This window comes from Streptococcus oralis subsp. dentisani (genome assembly GCF_002096615.1).
GTDB lineage: Bacteria > Bacillota > Bacilli > Lactobacillales > Streptococcaceae > Streptococcus > Streptococcus oralis_U.
Map to the genome: position 1 here is coordinate 72,816 of NZ_NCUX01000031.1, position 17,088 is coordinate 89,903.

15 protein-coding genes and 1 pseudogene are annotated in these 17,088 nt (G+C 37.1%); 15 read left to right on the forward strand and 1 reads right to left on the reverse strand.

Going from position 1 to position 17,088, the window contains the following annotated elements; translation table 11 throughout:
• The first annotated feature begins 61 nt into the window (after positions 1–61).
• From cpsA to B7708_RS04715, 15 genes are all read left to right on the forward strand, one after another.
• Positions 62–1,507 (forward strand): LCP family glycopolymer transferase CpsA, encoded by a 1,446-nt coding sequence (cpsA, locus tag B7708_RS04645; RefSeq protein WP_084974092.1) that lies wholly within the window; start codon positions 62–64, stop codon positions 1,505–1,507.
• A 1-nt stretch (position 1,508) separates the two neighbouring features.
• Complete coding sequence (gene cps4B / locus B7708_RS04650) at positions 1,509–2,240, forward strand: capsular polysaccharide biosynthesis protein Cps4B (protein WP_084974093.1); 732 nt, start codon at positions 1,509–1,511, stop codon at positions 2,238–2,240.
• 8 nt (positions 2,241–2,248) lie between these two features.
• Positions 2,249–2,941 carry a capsular polysaccharide biosynthesis protein CpsC gene (gene cpsC, locus B7708_RS04655; protein ID WP_084974095.1) on the forward strand — a complete coding sequence of 231 codons (693 nt, stop codon included), beginning with the start codon at positions 2,249–2,251 and terminating at the stop codon, positions 2,939–2,941.
• Positions 2,942–2,950: 9 nt separating this feature from the next.
• The gene (locus tag B7708_RS04660; RefSeq protein ID WP_084974097.1) at positions 2,951–3,634 is read left to right on the forward strand and encodes a tyrosine-protein kinase; all 684 of its coding nucleotides are present in this window, start codon (positions 2,951–2,953) and stop codon (positions 3,632–3,634) included.
• Positions 3,635–3,899: 265 nt separating this feature from the next.
• Positions 3,900–4,499, forward strand: a complete 600-nt coding sequence (locus tag B7708_RS04665) for a sugar transferase (protein ID WP_084974099.1) — start codon at positions 3,900–3,902, stop codon at positions 4,497–4,499.
• Positions 4,500–4,503: 4 nt separating this feature from the next.
• Entirely contained in the window at positions 4,504–5,730 is a 1,227-nt protein-coding gene (locus B7708_RS04670) for a glycosyltransferase family 4 protein (protein WP_084974240.1), read from the forward strand.
• 959 nt (positions 5,731–6,689) lie between these two features.
• Positions 6,690–7,643 (forward strand): polymerase, encoded by a 954-nt coding sequence (locus tag B7708_RS04675; RefSeq protein WP_239822461.1) that lies wholly within the window; start codon positions 6,690–6,692, stop codon positions 7,641–7,643.
• A complete protein-coding gene (locus B7708_RS04680; protein ID WP_084974102.1) occupies positions 7,621–9,090 on the forward strand; it encodes an oligosaccharide flippase family protein in 1,470 nt (489 codons plus the stop codon). Before B7708_RS04675 ends, B7708_RS04680 begins: the two co-directional genes overlap by 23 nt.
• A complete protein-coding gene (locus B7708_RS04685) occupies positions 9,087–9,968 on the forward strand; it encodes a glycosyltransferase family 2 protein (protein WP_084974104.1) in 882 nt (293 codons plus the stop codon). The genes B7708_RS04680 and B7708_RS04685 overlap by 4 nt, the downstream gene beginning before the upstream one ends.
• Before the next feature lie 13 nt (positions 9,969–9,981).
• Positions 9,982–11,067 (forward strand): glycosyltransferase family 4 protein, encoded by a 1,086-nt coding sequence (locus tag B7708_RS04690; RefSeq protein WP_084974106.1) that lies wholly within the window; start codon positions 9,982–9,984, stop codon positions 11,065–11,067.
• Positions 11,060–11,866 (forward strand): hypothetical protein, encoded by an 807-nt coding sequence (locus B7708_RS04695; RefSeq protein WP_084974108.1) that lies wholly within the window; start codon positions 11,060–11,062, stop codon positions 11,864–11,866. The genes B7708_RS04690 and B7708_RS04695 overlap by 8 nt, the downstream gene beginning before the upstream one ends.
• 235 nt (positions 11,867–12,101) lie before the next feature.
• Entirely contained in the window at positions 12,102–13,139 is a 1,038-nt protein-coding gene (locus B7708_RS04700; protein WP_084974110.1) for a nucleoside-diphosphate sugar epimerase/dehydratase, read from the forward strand.
• An 8-nt stretch (positions 13,140–13,147) separates the two neighbouring features.
• The gene (locus B7708_RS04705) at positions 13,148–14,359 is read left to right on the forward strand and encodes a nucleotide sugar dehydrogenase (RefSeq protein WP_084974112.1); all 1,212 of its coding nucleotides are present in this window, start codon (positions 13,148–13,150) and stop codon (positions 14,357–14,359) included.
• An 18-nt stretch (positions 14,360–14,377) separates the two neighbouring features.
• Positions 14,378–15,607: a capsular polysaccharide biosynthesis protein Cps4K gene (cps4K, locus tag B7708_RS04710; protein WP_084974114.1), complete on the forward strand. Its 1,230-nt coding sequence runs from the start codon at positions 14,378–14,380 to the stop codon at positions 15,605–15,607.
• The gene (locus B7708_RS04715) at positions 15,608–16,792 is read left to right on the forward strand and encodes a UDP-N-acetyl glucosamine 2-epimerase (protein WP_084974116.1); all 1,185 of its coding nucleotides are present in this window, start codon (positions 15,608–15,610) and stop codon (positions 16,790–16,792) included.
• Between the two features lie 43 nt (positions 16,793–16,835).
• Here the strand turns inward: B7708_RS04715 and B7708_RS04720 are convergent.
• A pseudogene (locus tag B7708_RS04720) lies at positions 16,836–17,065 on the reverse strand (transposase); the annotation flags it as partial.
• Positions 17,066–17,088: the final 23 nt, after the last annotated feature.

The following is a 17,088-nucleotide window of genomic DNA, read 5'->3' on the forward strand; positions in this document are numbered from 1 at the left end:
ATGGAATTTGTCCTACTTTTGTGATATAATTACTTTAATTATTATAGTATAGGGGAGTGTCATGGCGAAACGTTCAAAGAGATCTCGCTCGGGGAAAGTAAAGCGAAGCGTTAACATAGCCTTGTTAGCTATTTATCTATTGTTGGCTGGCTTTTTATTGTTTTTGATTTTTAAATACCATATCCTTGCTTTTAGATATCTTAATCTAGTGGCAACTGCGCTAGTTCTACTAGTTGCCTTAGTAGGGCTGCTCTTGATTATCTATAAAAAAGCTGAAAAATTTACTATTTTTCTGTTGGTGCTCTCTATCCTTGTAAGCTCTGTGTCGCTTTTTGCAGTACAGCAGTTTGTTGGACTGACCAATCGTTTAAATGCGACTTCTAATTACTCAGAATATTCTATCAGTGTTGCTGTTTTAGCAGATAGTGAGATTGGAAATGTTACGCAACTGACGAGTGTGACAGCACCGACTGGGACTGATAATGAAAATATTCAAAAACTACTAGCTGATATCAAGTCAAGTCAGAATACCGATTTGACGGTCAATCAGAGTTCGTCTTACTTGGCGGCTTACAAGAGTTTGATTGCAGGTGACACCAAGGCCATTGTCCTAAATAGTGTCTTTGAAAATATCATCGAGTCAGAATATCCAGATTACACATCGAAGATAAAAAAGATTTATACTAAGGGATTCACTAAAAAAGTAGAAGCTCCTAAAACTTCAAAGAGTCAGTCTTTCAATATCTATGTTAGTGGAATTGATACCTATGGCCCGATTAGTTCAGTGTCGCGTTCAGACGTCAATATCCTGATGACTGTCAATCGAGATACCAAGAAAATCCTCTTGACCACAACGCCACGTGATGCTTATGTACCAATCGCAGACGGTGGAAATAATCAAAAAGATAAATTGACCCATGCGGGCATTTATGGAGTTGATTCGTCCATTCATACCTTAGAAAATCTCTATGGAGTGGATATCAATTACTATGTGCGATTGAACTTCACTTCGTTTTTGAAATTGATTGATTTGTTGGGTGGGGTAGATGTTTATAATGATCAAGAATTTACAGCTCTACACGGGAAGTTTCAATTCCCTGTAGGCAATGTTCATCTTGATTCAGAACAGGCTCTCGGTTTTGTTCGCGAGCGCTACTCCCTAGCAGATGGCGATCGTGACCGCGGGCGCAATCAACAAAAGGTGATTGTGGCTATCCTTCAAAAATTAACGTCGACCGAAGCACTGAAAAATTATAGTACGATTATTGATAGTTTGCAAGATTCTATCCAAACAAACATGCCGCTTGAGACCATGATGAACTTGGTCAATGCTCAGTTAGAAAGTGGTGGAACTTACAAAGTGAATTCGCAAGACTTGAAAGGTACGGGACGGATGGATCTTCCTTCTTATGCGATGCCAGATAGTAACCTCTATATGATGGAAATTGACGACAGTAGCCTTGCATCTGTCAAAACTGCTATTCAAGACGTGTTGGAGGGTAGATGAAATGATTGATATTCATTCGCACATTGTCTTTGATGTAGATGATGGTCCCAAGTCAAGAGAGGAAAGCAAGTCTCTCTTGATAGAAGCCTACAGGCAGGGGGTGCGAACCATTGTCTCTACCTCTCATCGTCGCAAGGGCATGTTTGAAACTCCAGAAGAGAAGATAGCAGAAAACTTTCTTCAGGTTCGGGAAATAGCTAAGGAAGTGGCGAGTGACTTGGTCATTGCTTATGGGGCTGAAATTTACTACACACCAGATGTTCTGGATAAGCTGGAAAAAAAGCGGGTTCCAACTCTTAATGATAGTCGTTATGCCTTGATAGAGTTTAGTATGAACACCCCTTATCGCGATATTCATAGTGCCTTGAGCAAGATCTTGATGTTGGGAATTACTCCAGTCATTGCCCACATTGAGCGCTATGATGCTCTTGAAAATAATGAAAAACGCGTTCGAGAACTGATCGATATGGGCTGTTACACGCAAGTAAATAGTTCACATGTCCTCAAACCCAAACTTTTTGGCGAACGTTATAAATTCATGAAAAAAAGAGCTCAGTATTTTTTAGAGCAGGATTTGGTTCATGTCATTGCAAGTGATATGCACAATCTAGACGGTAGACCTCCTCATATGGCAGAAGCATATGACCTTGTTACCCAAAAATACGGAGAAGCGAAGGCTCAGGAACTTTTTATAGACAATCCTCGAAAAATTATAATGGATCAACTAATTTAGGAGAAATGATGAAAGAACAAAACACGATAGAAATCGATGTATTTCAATTACTTAAAACCTTGTGGAAACGCAAGCTAATGATTTTATTAGTGGCACTTGTGACAGGTGCGGGAGCTTTTGCATATAGCACTTTTATTGTTAAGCCAGAATATACGAGCACCACACGTATTTACGTAGTCAACCGTAATCAAGGAGACAAGCCGGGGTTGACAAATCAGGATTTGCAGGCAGGATCTTATCTGGTAAAAGACTACCGTGAGATTATCCTTTCGCAGGATGTATTGGAAAAGGTAGCGACAAATTTGAAATTGGATATGCCAGCAAAAACGTTAGCCAGCAAAGTTCAAGTGACTGTACCAGCTGACACTCGTATCGTCTCAATCTCTGTCAAGGATAAACAGCCAGAGGAAGCCAGTCGCATCGCTAATTCTCTACGAGAAGTTGCTGCAGAAAAGATCATCGCTGTAACGCGAGTATCTGATGTAACGACACTTGAAGAAGCGCGACCAGCTACGATTCCTTCTTCTCCAAATGTTCGACGCAACACCTTGTTTGGTTTTCTTGGAGGAGCCGTCGTAACAGTAATTACTGTTCTTTTGATTGAGTTACTCGATACCCGTGTGAAACGTCCTGAAGATGTCGAAGATGTACTGCAAATTCCACTTCTAGGGGTCGTTCCAGATTTGGATAAAATGAAATAGGAGGAAGTTATGCCAACGTTAGAAATCTCACAGGCAAAATTGGATCTTGTAAAAAAAGCAGAGGAATATTATAACGCTTTGTGTACGAACTTACAGTTAAGTGGAGATGATTTGAAAGTATTTTCTATCACTTCTGTGAAACCAGGTGAAGGAAAATCAACGACTTCCACCAATATCGCTTGGGCTTTTGCGCGTGCAGGTTACAAAACGCTGCTGATTGATGGAGATATTCGCAATTCTGTTATGTCAGGTGTCTTTAAAGCAAGGGATAAAATTACAGGTCTGACAGAATTTCTATCAGGAACTACAGACCTTTCACGGGGGCTTTGTGATACCAATATTGAAAATCTCTTTGTGATTCAGGCTGGCTCTGTGTCACCAAATCCGACAGCTCTTCTTCAAAGTAAGAATTTCAGTACAATGCTTGAAACCTTGCGGAAATATTTTGACTACATCATTGTAGATACGGCTCCTGTCGGTGTCGTGATTGATGCGGCTATCATTACGCGAAAATGCGATGCTTCTATTTTAGTTGCAGCAGCAGACGAAACAAATCGACGGGATATTCAAAAAGCGAAGGAACAGTTGGAACACACAGGGAAGCCGTTTTTAGGAGTTGTGTTGAATAAATTCGATACTTCAGTAGACAAATACAATTCTTACGGGAGCTATGGGAATTATGGGAAAGAATAGGTCGTTCAGTATAGGTGTAAGGAGATTTTTAGATCTATAGTCAGATTCTTTAGAAGTTACTAGATTCAAATCATATTGAATTGAAATGAAAATTTCAAAAGAGTTTTTAAGGTAAGTTTCTTAATTTGAGACTGAAATCGGTCCTCCACTTCCACACCGTAGAAAAACAGGGTAAGCGAGAAATGTTAATCGCTTGGTTTTTGAAAATCATAAATATGAGATAGCTTTTAAATCTCTAAGGAGAGCTGGCTTTGAGAGGTAATTTATGTATAGGGTAACAAAACGATTAGGAGATATTTTACTTTCTTTAATGGGAATAATAGTACTGTTTCCCGTGTTTATTATAATTGCAATTGCGATAAAGGTTGATTCAAAAGGACCAGTAATATTCAAACAAAAGCGATTTGGACTTTATAAGAAATCTTTCTATGTATTGAAATTTCGAACTATGAAGGTCGAATCGCCAAAATATGTGGCGACTCGAGACTTGGATAAGCCAGAACAGTGGATTACCAAGGTGGGATCTTGCTTGCGTAAAACATCTTTAGATGAACTACCTCAACTGTGGAACATTCTTGTTGGTGATATGAGTGTTGTAGGTCCTAGGCCCGTAGCCATAAATGAACTTGATTTGATTAAAGAAAGAGAGAAGTATGGTGCCAATGATATCTTACCAGGATTAACTGGATGGGCACAAATTAATGGACGTGATAATTTATCAACAGAGATGAAGGCAGAGATAGATGGTTATTATGTAAAACATATGTCGTTAAGAATGGATCTTAGATGTATCATTAGAACAATCCCCTACGTATTAAAACGTAAGGGAATTGTGGAGGGTAGTGGTAAGAAAGAGTTGGATTGATGCAATGAAAATTCTATTTGTTTGTCAACATTATAAGCCAGAACCTTTTAGGTTGTCAGATATTTGTGAGGGTCTAGTTCAAAGAGGGCACGAGGTGGCTGTTTTGACAGGGATTCCTAACTATCCCGAGGGGGAAATATACGCTGATTATCGTAAGGGGAAAAAAAGAAGAGAGACTATAAATGGTGTTACTATTTTTCGTTCATACACAATTGCTAGGAGAAAGAATACTTTATACCGTATATTGAATTATTTTAGTTTTGCTCTTTCCTCTACGATAGGTGTTTTATTTGGGCGTTATAAAGCAAAAGATGGATCGGATTTTGATTGTGTCTTTGTCAATCAACTGTCTCCAGTTATGATGGCTTGGGCTGGTATGGCTTATAAAAATAAGTATAACAAACCTATGTTTTTGTATTGCATGGATGTTTGGCCAGATAGTTTAATTGTAGGTGGGGTGAAGGAAAATGGATTGATCTACAAGATATTTGAATTTATTTCAAAAAAAGTATATCAAGCAAGCGATTATATATTTGTTACTAGTTTAGCTTTTAAAGATTATTTTGTGAAAAAATTTAATATACCTCGTAACAGCATTGCTTACTTGCCACAATATGCAGAGGATTTGTTTCTACCAGATGAATTAAAAACGAATAAAAATACTATTGATTTAACTTTTGCTGGAAACATTGGAAAAGCACAAAGTTTGGAAACCATTTTGAAAGCTGCCAGTTTGTTAGAAAAGATTCCCGATCTGCCCCGAAAAATCCACTTTCATTTTGTTGGAGATGGTACCGAGTTATCCAATATGCAAGAATTATCACGCACATTAGGGTTAGAGAATGTTTCATTCTATGGTAGGCGTTCTGTAGAGGAAATGCCTGAGTTTTATAAGAAATCAGATGCAATGCTAGTTTCTTTAATAGGTGACTCAATAATTTCTTGTACCATGCCTGGAAAGGTACAATCTTATATGGCAGCAGGAAAACCAATTATAGGGGCGATTTCAGGAGATACTCAGAGAGTGGTAGAAGAAGCTCAATGTGGATTTATAAGTCCTGAAAAGGATGTAGACCAATTGGTAAAAAATATTTGTGAATTTAGTATGCTTTCTATAGAAAAAAAAGAGGAGTTAGGAAAAAAAGCACGTTGCTATTATGAAGAGCACTTTTCGAAGGATAGGTTTATGGTGAGTTTAGAGAATCATTTAAGAGAGGGGCTTCTATCGTGAAGGTTTTAATGATTAATTCCGTTTGTGGTATTAGGAGTGTAGTGTTCTAAAAAACATGACGAGGCTGAGGTAAAGACTAAGTTGGATTAATTGCAACGGAAAAATATTTTATGAAAAGATTAATTATTTGTAGTACTCCCAACCCGAGCGTTCTGCTATAGTAGGAAATTACGAAATTTTGGTAATTTAAGGCTCTAAATCATGATGGTAATGAAGTTTTCAACGATACTATGAAAAAGGTCATGAGGGTTACCAAAGAATGAATTTACATAAAGAATAGATTAATGGTGTCAGTACCTCGTTACTGAAGCTTTCTTAGAAATCGGGAATCTGTTTATATAGGTTTATAGATGTGATATCCCTTGGTTTGTCAGAAGCATCAGTCTTGTTGGGGAGTTTATAATAGTTTTCGGCTTTATATGCTGACGGCAAACTGTCATTGGTTCAATTGGTGGAGAAACCCAAAAATTGTTAAAAAAACTCAATGTAGTTTTGTGATTCCTGTACAAGATTTCCAAAAGATGAGTAAGCATATAAATATTTGTAGGATTAATGTTATTATAGAAACTGGTAATAGGAAGACGGGGAAGAGGCAATTTGAAAACTACCTCAGAAATGTATAATTTATTAGTGATTTATTAGCATATTTTGAAATAATCGTAAATAAGAAAGATGGATGAATATTTTGATGACAATAAGGAGGGGACATGGAAACCCAAAAGAAATTAGTTTATTTTCCCAACAGTAGTTTGCGTCTGTATGTTTTACTTGTAGCTATTGTCTTATCTATTTTGTCACAGACTCCCTATATCTGGAAGTTAAGCGGTATTCCTACGCAAATTCTAATTATGCCATTCTGGTTGTTGTTGGGATTTCTGTCTATTTCTTCAAAGATTCATCTGGAACGACCTTTCCTATTTTTTTTATTAATAATAGGTTATCTAGTTAGTTCCCTTGCTTTGCTAGAGATAGTTACGGGAATATCCTATCTCTTTAACGGTTTGTCTCAGCAACTTTACTTAGCTGTAGGTGTGATGGTATTAGGCTATTGGAATGCGGATGTGATCATTCGTTATTGGAAAATCCTTGCCATGCTCTTTGTGGGAGTATCTTTGCTGATTTCAGCAGATATTTATTTCCAATATTTTAGAGGACATAGATTTACAAATATTGAGTATGTCTATCGGGCGAAGAATTCGGCAGCCTCTATCTTTTTATCAGCAGTTATCCTCAACTTTTCTATCTATAACCGAAAGTGGGGAATGTGGAAAAAAGTCTTACTGTTCGTTAGCAGTGGCTTGTTGATTTATATGTGTATTCTTATGCGGTCGCGAGCAGTTCTTTTAGCGACGGCAGCTCTTCCTCTAGTTTATATATGGTTCCAGCAGACTTCTTGGACTCGGAAGTTAGGATGGACATTAGGACTTTCTACCTTAGTGAGTGCGCTTTTGCTCAATCCAGCTATCTATGATTTTTTTATCAATAATCTATTTTTAAAGATGACGTCTGAATACAGACCATCTGGTCTGACTTTGGACTATGTTTCCTCCAACCGTTTTGTGTATTTTGAGGTCTTTGCTAAAGAAATTTCAGGATATGAACTAACGGGAATTGGTTATTATTATATGGATAATTTTTATCTGGAGAGCCTCCTCAATTATGGTTATATAGTAGGAACAGCTTTTATTCTCGTAGCCTTGTCTCCTATGTTCTATGCCTTCTGGCAACGTTCGTCGCCTCACTGTTTTCACATACTCTTTACGGCTCTGGCTTTTTCTTATACTGTCAATTCCTTATTTGAAGGTTATGCACCCTTTGGACCTGGTGCCAAGAGTTTTATCCTTTGGTTAGTCTTTGGTTGCCTTCTAAATAAACAACTTGGAAAGGTTGGTGAGCATTCTGAAACAGGCTAGTTTAAAGTGGAACTATGTGTTTAATCTTGTCAATAAGCTGCTTTCCCTATTCATACCACTTATTGTCACTCCTTATGTCACTAGAGTTTTTTCTTCAGATCGTCTAGGTGTCTATACTTATACTAATACAGTAGCTTCTTACTTTGTCACCTTTACCTTGATGGGGATTAGTATGTATGGGAGCAAGCAGATTTCCCTGAAAAGACATGATAAGATAGCAGTCAACGATGAGTATGGTACCTTGCTGACGGTGCAACTGCTCAACGCAGGTATAGCTATTGTAACTTACTTTCTCTACGTGACTTTTTTTGTCAGAAGTCATCAGGATATTTACTGGGTTCAGATGTTGTATGTGATTTCTGCTTGCTTTGATATGACTTGGTTCTTGTCAGGTTTGGAACGCTTTCGTGAAATCGCTGTGCGAAATATCATTATTAATGTCTTATCAGCCTTCATGATTTTTGTCTTTGTGCATACAGAGGCAGATTTGGGCATCTATACTTTGATAAAGGTAGGGACAATTTTTGTCAGTCAGTTGGCTCTTTTTTTGCCAGTTTTTCTGAAGCAACAGTTTTATCTTGCAAATAGCAAACAAATTCAACGTGCTTATAAAGGGTTACTCTTGCTGTTTATCCCTGTTTTGGCAGATACTCTTTTTCAAACTATGGATAAGGTTATGCTGGGAATTTATGCATCCTATACCGCTGTGGGTTTGTATTACTCAAGTAGGATGATTACCGACATTCCACAAACAGTCATTACTTCACTCAATATAATTTTATTTCCACGAATAACACATCTTTTGAGTCAGGATAAAAAGGCAGAAGCTAGTACACTCTTTTATCAGTCTTTTATTATAGTTATTGCTCTGTCACTAGCTACAGCTTTTGGGGTCAGTGCCATTGCTAAGGATTTTGTAGGGATCTTCTTTGGAATTTCCTATGCTACAGTGGCAGATTATGTGCCTAGTTTATCGCTTTATATCTGCCTTGCTGCATGGAGTGGAACGATTCGTTATCAATATCTAATACCTCATTCTATGGAGAAAGTGTATGTAGTAGCTATTGTGTTGGGAAGTGGAATCAATCTAGTTTTAAATGCTCTCTTAATTCCTTATTTTGGAGTGTACGGTTCCATTTCAGCCACCATTTTATCCGAATTAGTGATTTGTATTTATCAGACCTATCCTATTCGAAAGGATATTCCTCTTGAAAGATTATTAGGTTATGTGATTATTTTTGGAGCCTTGTCCTGTCTTATGTATCTAGCCATCGGTTGGTTACGTCTGTTTTTGTTAGGACGCCTCTCTACCTTATTGCTATTGGTAAGTGAAGTAATATTTGGTGTGCTGGTTTTGACTGTTGCAACTATTATTTATGTCTATCTAGGTAACTCAGTCTTATGGGATTTTATTAAAAAATATTTAGAAAGTAGGAAAAAAGTATGATTTCTATCATTATGCCAGCTTATAATGAAGAAAAAAATATCGGAACAGCTATTAGCAGTATTCAACAGCAAACATATACTGATTTTCAGTTGATTATCGTTAATGATGGATCTACAGACAATACGGCAGTTATTGTACAGGAAAAAATCATGGGAGATGAGCGAATTGTTTTTTTGAATCCTGGAAAGATTGGCAAGGTGCCAGCTTATAACTTGGCTTCACAGTATGTAAAAGGTGACTGGATCTATTTTATGGGAGCGGATGACCAATTGCCATTGGATGCCTTTGAAAAGTGGATCAAGGAGGCGCAAAAGTGGAATCCTGCAGAAAAGGTAGCTTTAAGAGCTCGGATGCAGATGGTTTCTGATTCTTCTAAATATGATGGCTTGGTATTACCCAAGAAAAATACCGTACGTAACTTTAGTGGACCACTGACATTGCTATCAAAAGCTATGCACCGTTTTATCCTTCCTATACCAGATACTTATCCGAATGAAGATACCTGGTGGAGTTGCTGTATCGAGTATTTTGCAGATCATGTTTCATTGATTGAGGATATTGTAGTTTATTATCGCGTTCACGAGGGGAATTCTATTTCAAGGACATCTACTTTTGCTCTCTTTAATGAGAAATACCATATACGTCAGATTATACGTCGTGATTTTGTAAATCGATTTAATCAAGAGTTGACAGTAGATCAAAAAGCTAAATTACAACGTGAGTTGGATTTGGAAGAGGCTCGTTATAAAGGAAAAAGATTACCAATTCTACTGGCACCAGATATTCCAATGGTACATCGGATTCGTTTGCTCTTTTTATCTAGCAAGTGTTCTTATTCAATAAAGGTAAAATTTGATCGCTTTTTTTTAGGACATTAGGAAGGAGGAGCAGATGCCGAAGAAAAAAATTGCCTATATTACTAATAACATTGCTCCTTTTAGGGTTATGTTATTAGATGAGCTAGCTAAGCATGCAGAAGTTACTCTTTTTTATGTGCATGAAATTGAGGCGGGGGTAAAGGCTGAGTATGTCAAGCTACGACCTGTTCGCACCAATCTCCAATCAATCACAGAACTAGGTTTATTTCAGACGTTTCAAATGTTGAAAGAGATGGATATGGTGTTCTTTGATGGCTATACTGGGTGGGAAAAGATGTTCTTGATGAGCGGCATGTGGATAACAGGACGGCAGTACGCTATTTCTGTTGATGGTATAATAAATCATAGTAATATCTCACTTAAGCAGAGATTGCTAGATTTAATTAAGTCCGTTGCTCTAAGAAAAGCGGAGTTTGTGCTTAGCACCAATACCCCAACAGATACTTATATACAACAATTGGCTCCCAAGGCAAAGATTAAACGACACATATTTTCAACTCTTTCACAGGATGATTTAAAAAGAATAGCTGTTGTAGATTCTGATGCTATCTTTGACAAGTATCAGATAAAAAAAGAAGAAAAAAACTTGCTTTTTGTTGGGAAATTTGTAAAAGAGAAGGGAGTTTCGGAGTTGCTTGCTTTTATGAAAGAACAGAGAGCGGGGACTTCTATACAGCTAATCATGGTTGGGGGCACAAAAGAAGAATTATCAATTTTTGAAACGGATATTTCCTCTAATATACATATTATTCCTTTTTTAGAAAAAATTGATATTTTAGAGCTAATGCGAGTGGTAGATGTCTTTGTCTTACCTACTTATAGTGACACTTGGGGATTGGTTATTGTAGAAGCTTTATCAGCAGGCATTCCTATTGTTTCTACTAATCGTTGTAATGCTGCTTTAGAATTTATAAAGGATGGTAAAAATGGCTATCTAATGAAGGAATTGAATAAGGAAGAGTTAACCAGTAAGCTGAATGAAGCTCTGAAATTAAATTTTGCTCAGGTGGCTCTCTATGATCGAAAATTGATGGAGAATTACCACTTAGAAGGGGCAGCAAAAAATATTATGGATATCTTGGAGGAAAGTCATGATTAATTCCTCTTGTGCTTTATTTATTGTTAGTTGTGAGACTAATCAGCAGGTAGTCAATCTCCTCATTAAGTCCATGCGTCAGCAAATTTCTCATACGGTATCTATCTATGTTTCATCAGATGGCCCATTGTTAATCACGGATCCTAGCGTACGGGTTTTGATTGGTCAGGAAGAAATTTTTGGAGATCGTGTTGCAACTACTTTGGCACAAGTTACTGAAGAGCGAGTCATTGTTTTTTGTGATGACTTTATCGTAGAAAAACCAGCTAAAATTGAAGAATTAGAAGGACTACTGTCGCTGATGGAAGATGATCCAAGTATTGCTAGTATTGCCTTATCACAAATATCTGGAGGGAATACATCTGAGCGTATTGCTGAGCATTATATAAGGCGCACGCAATATGCCCCCTATAAGACAACTCTTCAATGTGCTATTTGGAAGAAGTCGAGCTTGATTCAACTCATGAAGGGGAGTCCCTCTCCTTGGGAATTTGAAATTTATCATAACTTTAAAACTTACCTGACGAAAGAGAAATTTTATGCTTTAGAGGATGATAGGTTCCAACCTATCCCTTATAATCGAGGAAAGTTGATCATTAGAGGTAAGGTTGTTAAACCTGAAAAAGAACGTTTGGAGGAACTTTTGGGTTATTCATTAGATTTATCAGATTTTCCAGAAACGGAGTCTTTTGTCCAGGGGGCAAATCTTACTGTAAGCTATCGGTTGAAGAGAAAGATTAAATTGTTAGCAAAAGAAATTATTTATCGTTTGAAATCTAAGATTAAGAATAAGAAAGAATAGTGAAAAAAAGTTTATAATATTTGGTGGATGCAAAAGATTTAAAGATTATGTTATCTTTATTTCCACATCTTTTAAAAATAAATATAGCTTTTCTTTTGGATAAGGTGTATGTTAAAACTCTCACCAATATTATTTGTCAGAAAAATATGGTAGTTCGTTATTTTTTATGTTATTAGGCTTTAAATTTATTGAAAAAGCATTATATTGAACATTATTATAGATAGGAGTAGTAACTATGTTTACAAAGAAAACTCTCCTTATTACAGGGGGGACAGGTTCATTCGGGAATGCAGTTCTCAAACGATTTTTGGGAACAGATATTTCGGAGGTACGTATCTTTTCACGGGATGAGAAGAAACAGGATGATATGCGTCATGAGTTTCAAGCAAAAATGCCAGAAGTAGCTGATAAGATACGTTTTTACTTAGGAGATGTGCGTGATTTAGCTTCTGTTAAAAATGCTATGATCGGTGTGGATTATGTATTTCATGCGGCTGCATTAAAACAAGTTCCTTCTTGTGAATTTTTTCCTGTGGAAGCAGTCAAAACTAACGTTTTAGGAACTGAAAATATTCTCACTGCAGCTATTGAAGCTGGAGTAAAACAAGTCATCTGCCTTTCTACAGATAAGGCGGCTTATCCTGTTAATGCGATGGGAACCTCTAAGGCTATGATGGAAAAGATTGCTGTTGCTAAGTCAAGGACGGTGAAAGAAGATCAGACAAAAATCTGTGTAACTCGTTACGGCAATGTTCTATGTAGTCGTGGTTCTGTGGTTCCTCTATGGATTGAGCAAATAAAGCAAGGGAACCCTATAACGATTACGGAACCTAGTATGACTCGTTTTATTATGTCCTTAGAAGAAGCGGTGGACCTAGTTCTCTTTGCCTTTGAAAAAGGGAAAACAGGAGATATCTTAGTTCAGAAAGCACCAGCCTGCACCATTGAAGTGTTGGCGCAAGCTGTTACGGAACTTTTTGCACCTAATCAAGATATTAAAGTAATCGGTATTCGCCACGGTGAAAAGATGTATGAAACGTTGTTGACTAATGAAGAATGTACGAATGCAATTGATTTAGGCGGTTTCTATCGTGTGCCTAGTGATAATCGAGATCTTAACTATGATAAGTATTTTAATGAAGGGGATGCTAAACGCAATCCCTTAACAGAGTTTAACAGTAGTAATACAGAATTATGGAATGTCGAGCAGGTCAAGGAAAAACTCTTACATTTACCCTATATTAGGGAAGAATTAGCAACTTTAAATCAGTGAGGTATCCTATGAAAATAGCAGTAGCAGGGACAGGTTATGTGGGTTTATCTATTGCAATTCTCTTAGCGCAATATCATAAGGTTATAGCGGTAGACGTTATTCCTGAAAAGGTAGAGCTTATCAATCGCCGCCAATCTCCCATTAAGGATGATGATATTGAAGCTTATTTAGTGGAAAAGGAACTAGACCTAGTTGCAACATTAGATGGTAATGAAGCTTATCAGGAGGCTGACATTGTCATAATTGCTGTTCCAACTAACTATGACAGTAAAAAAAATTATTTTGATACATCTGTTGTGGAGGAAGTTATTGAGCAGATTATTGCAGTTAATTTGAAGGCAACAATTGTCATAAAGTCCACGATTCCTGTGGGATATACAGAGAGTCTCCGAACACGTTTTGGGCAAGCTAAGATTCTCTTTAGTCCTGAATTTTTACGAGAGTCTAAAGCACTTTATGATAATCTCTATCCTAGTCGAATCATCGTTGGAGCAGATTTAAGAGATACGGAACAGGTGGCTCAGGCTGAGCGTTTTGCAACTCTTTTGCAGGAGGGTTCACTTAACCCTGATGTTGAGACCTTAATTATGGGTGTAACAGAGGCAGAAGCAGTCAAGCTATTTGCCAACACCTATTTGGCTTTGCGGGTTTCTTACTTTAACGAATTGGATACCTATGCTGAGATGAAGGGATTGGATACCAAATCCATCATTGACGGAGTAGGGTTGGATCCACGAATTGGTAGTCATTATAACAATCCATCATTTGGTTATGGGGGTTATTGTCTGCCCAAAGATAGTAAGCAGTTACTGGCGAATTATCATGATGTGCCACAAAATATAATGACAGCTATTGTAGAAAGTAACCGCACTCGCAAGTATTTTATTGCTAATCGTATTTTGGAAAAGGCGATGGACCTTTCAGACGGTAATCAAGCAATCATAGTAGGTGTTTACCGCTTAACTATGAAGAGTGGTTCGGATAATTTCCGTCAATCATCAATTCAAGGTGTTATAAAATGTTTAAAAGACAAGGGTGTAGAAGTAATTATCTATGAACCAACTTTGGAGGATCATAGCTTTTTCTTTGGGAATCAGGTGATTAATGATTTGGAAGTTTTTAAGTCTAGCAGTCAAGTGATTGTTGCCAATCGGATGGAAAAATCTTTATATGATGTGCTAGAAAAAGTTTATACAAGAGATATTTTTCAGCGAGATTAAGTATATGGAGGAAAAAATATGCCATTAAATATTTTAGTGACGGGTTCTAAAGGATTTGTAGGAAAAAATCTTATCTCTACTCTGGAAGCTTTGAAGGATGGACGAGATAGAACTCGTCCTAATCTAGAGATTGGAGAGATTTTTCAGTATGATCGTGATACAGATCCTATTTTATTAGATGAATATTGTAAGAAGGCCGATTTTGTATTCCATTTAGCTGGTGTCAATCGTCCTCAGAATTCTGATGAATTCATGGAGGGAAATTACGGTTTTTCCAGTAGATTATTAGAGATTTTAGAAAAGTATGAAAACACTTGTCCTATTCTACTCTCGAGTTCTACTCAAGCTAGTTTAGAAGGCCGATTTTCAAACTCGGTATATGGACAATCTAAGCTAGCTGGAGAAGAACTCTTCTTCGAATATGGAAAGAAAACGGGAGCACATGTCTTAGTTTACCGTTTCCCTAATCTTTATGGGAAGTGGTGCCGTCCTAACTACAATTCTGCTGTAGCAACTTTCTGTCATAATCTAGCTCACGATTTACCTATTCAAGTAAATGATCCAAGTGTAGAATTGGAGTTGCTGTATATTGATGATTTGATACAAGAGTGTCTAACCGCATTGGAAGGAAATCCTCATCGATGTAATCTAGATGGATTACAAATCTTACCCAGCCCATCAGGAAATTACTGCTATGTACCAACGACTTATCGTGTAACTTTAGGAAAGATTGTTACTCTATTAGAAACATTTAAAAAACAGCCTGATAGTTTAGTTATGCCTGAAATTCCTCAAGGATCTTTTGAAAAGAAATTGTATTCTACCTACTTATCTTATTTACCAGTAGATAAGTTTAAGTTCCCTCTAAAAATGAATATAGATGAACGAGGTAGTTTCACGGAACTATTAAAAACGAGAAATGCGGGTCAATTTTCTGTCAATATTTCTAAACCTGGCATCACCAAAGGGCAACATTGGCACCATTCTAAGTGGGAATTTTTTATGGTTGTGTCAGGTCGTGCTTTGATCCAAGAAAGACGAATAGGGTTGGATGAGAATGGACAAGAATATCCTATTTTCAATTTTGAAGTATCCGGAGACAAGATTGAAGCTATACATATGGTACCAGGATATGCTCATAATATCATTAATCTTTCTGATACAGAAAATTTAGTTACGGTTATGTGGGCTAATGAATCCTTTGATCCTAACCAACCAGATACTTTTTTTGAACCAGTGGAGAAATAAATGAAGATTAGAACAGATTATAGCGATATTCGTTTCTTGAACAATGGCAGACTTAAGTTATTGATTGTTGTGGGGACGCGTCCAGAGATTATTCGTCTAAGTAGTGTTATTACTAAGTGTCGTAAGTATTTCGATGTGATTTTGGCACATACCGGACAGAACTATGATTACAATCTAAATGGTATTTTCTTTGATGATTTAGGTCTAGAGATTCCAGATGTTTATATGGATTCTGTTGGAGATGATCTTGGTGCTACTATAGGGAATATTATTAATACTTCTTATAAATTGATGAATCAAATCAAACCAGATGCTTTATTGATTTTAGGGGATACAAATTCTTGTTTATCAGCTATTGCAGCGAAGCGTTTGCATATTCCAATTTTTCATATGGAAGCAGGGAATCGCTGTAAGGATGAGTGCCTGCCAGAGGAGACCAATCGTCGTATTGTGGATATTATTTCAGATGTCAATCTAGCCTACTCTGAACATGCTCGCAAGTATTTACATGAGTGTGGTTTGCCTAAGGAACGAACTTATGTGACAGGTTCTCCTATGGCAGAAGTCTTACATAAAAATTTAGCTGCTATTGAATCGTCAGATATCCATGAACGTTTGGGATTGGAAAAAGGAGAGTATATCTTACTTTCAGCGCATCGTGAGGAAAATATTGATACAGATAAGAATTTTAATTCGCTCTTTACAGCTATTAATAAACTAGCTGTAAAGTATAATATGCCAATCTTGTATTCTTGTCATCCTCGATCTAAGAAAAAGTTAAAAGAGAGCGGTTTTGAATTAGACAAGCGTGTGATTCAGCATGAACCGCTAGGATTTCATGATTATAATTGTTTGCAGATGAATGCTTTTGCTGTTGTGTCTGATTCGGGAACTTTACCAGAAGAAAGTAGTTTCTTTACTAGTCAAGGACATCCGTTCCCAGCTGTTTGTATCCGTACTAGTACAGAACGTCCTGAGTCCTTGGATAAGGCAGGCTTTGTTTTAGCAGGAATTGATGAAAAATCTCTCCTCCAAGCAGTTGAAATTGCTGTTAGTTTACATGAAGATGGAGATTATGGTCTTCCAGTTCCAGACTATATGGAGGAAAATGTCTCTACTAAAGTTGTTAAAATAATACAGAGTTATACAGGCATTGTAGACAAGATGGTTTGGAGAAAAAGGTAAAATTTTTGTGACTCTTTGTCAACTGTAGTGGGTTAACGAAAAGTCATACCCTGGAGAGGGCCGAATTGGTTCTCTCCTTTTTGATATTCAAAGCGAGGAGGATTCTAGTTCTAAAATAGTCAAAGTTTCGAAAGCCGAAAGCATTGCGCTTGATGACCTTGATGAGGTTGTTAGTAGCTTCAAGTTTTGCATTTGAGTAGGGTAGTTCAAGGGCGTTGATAATTTTATCTTTTTCCTTAAGAATTATCCTAAAAAAGTCTGAAAGATTGAGTTCATCATGTTGATAGTTTTGTCCC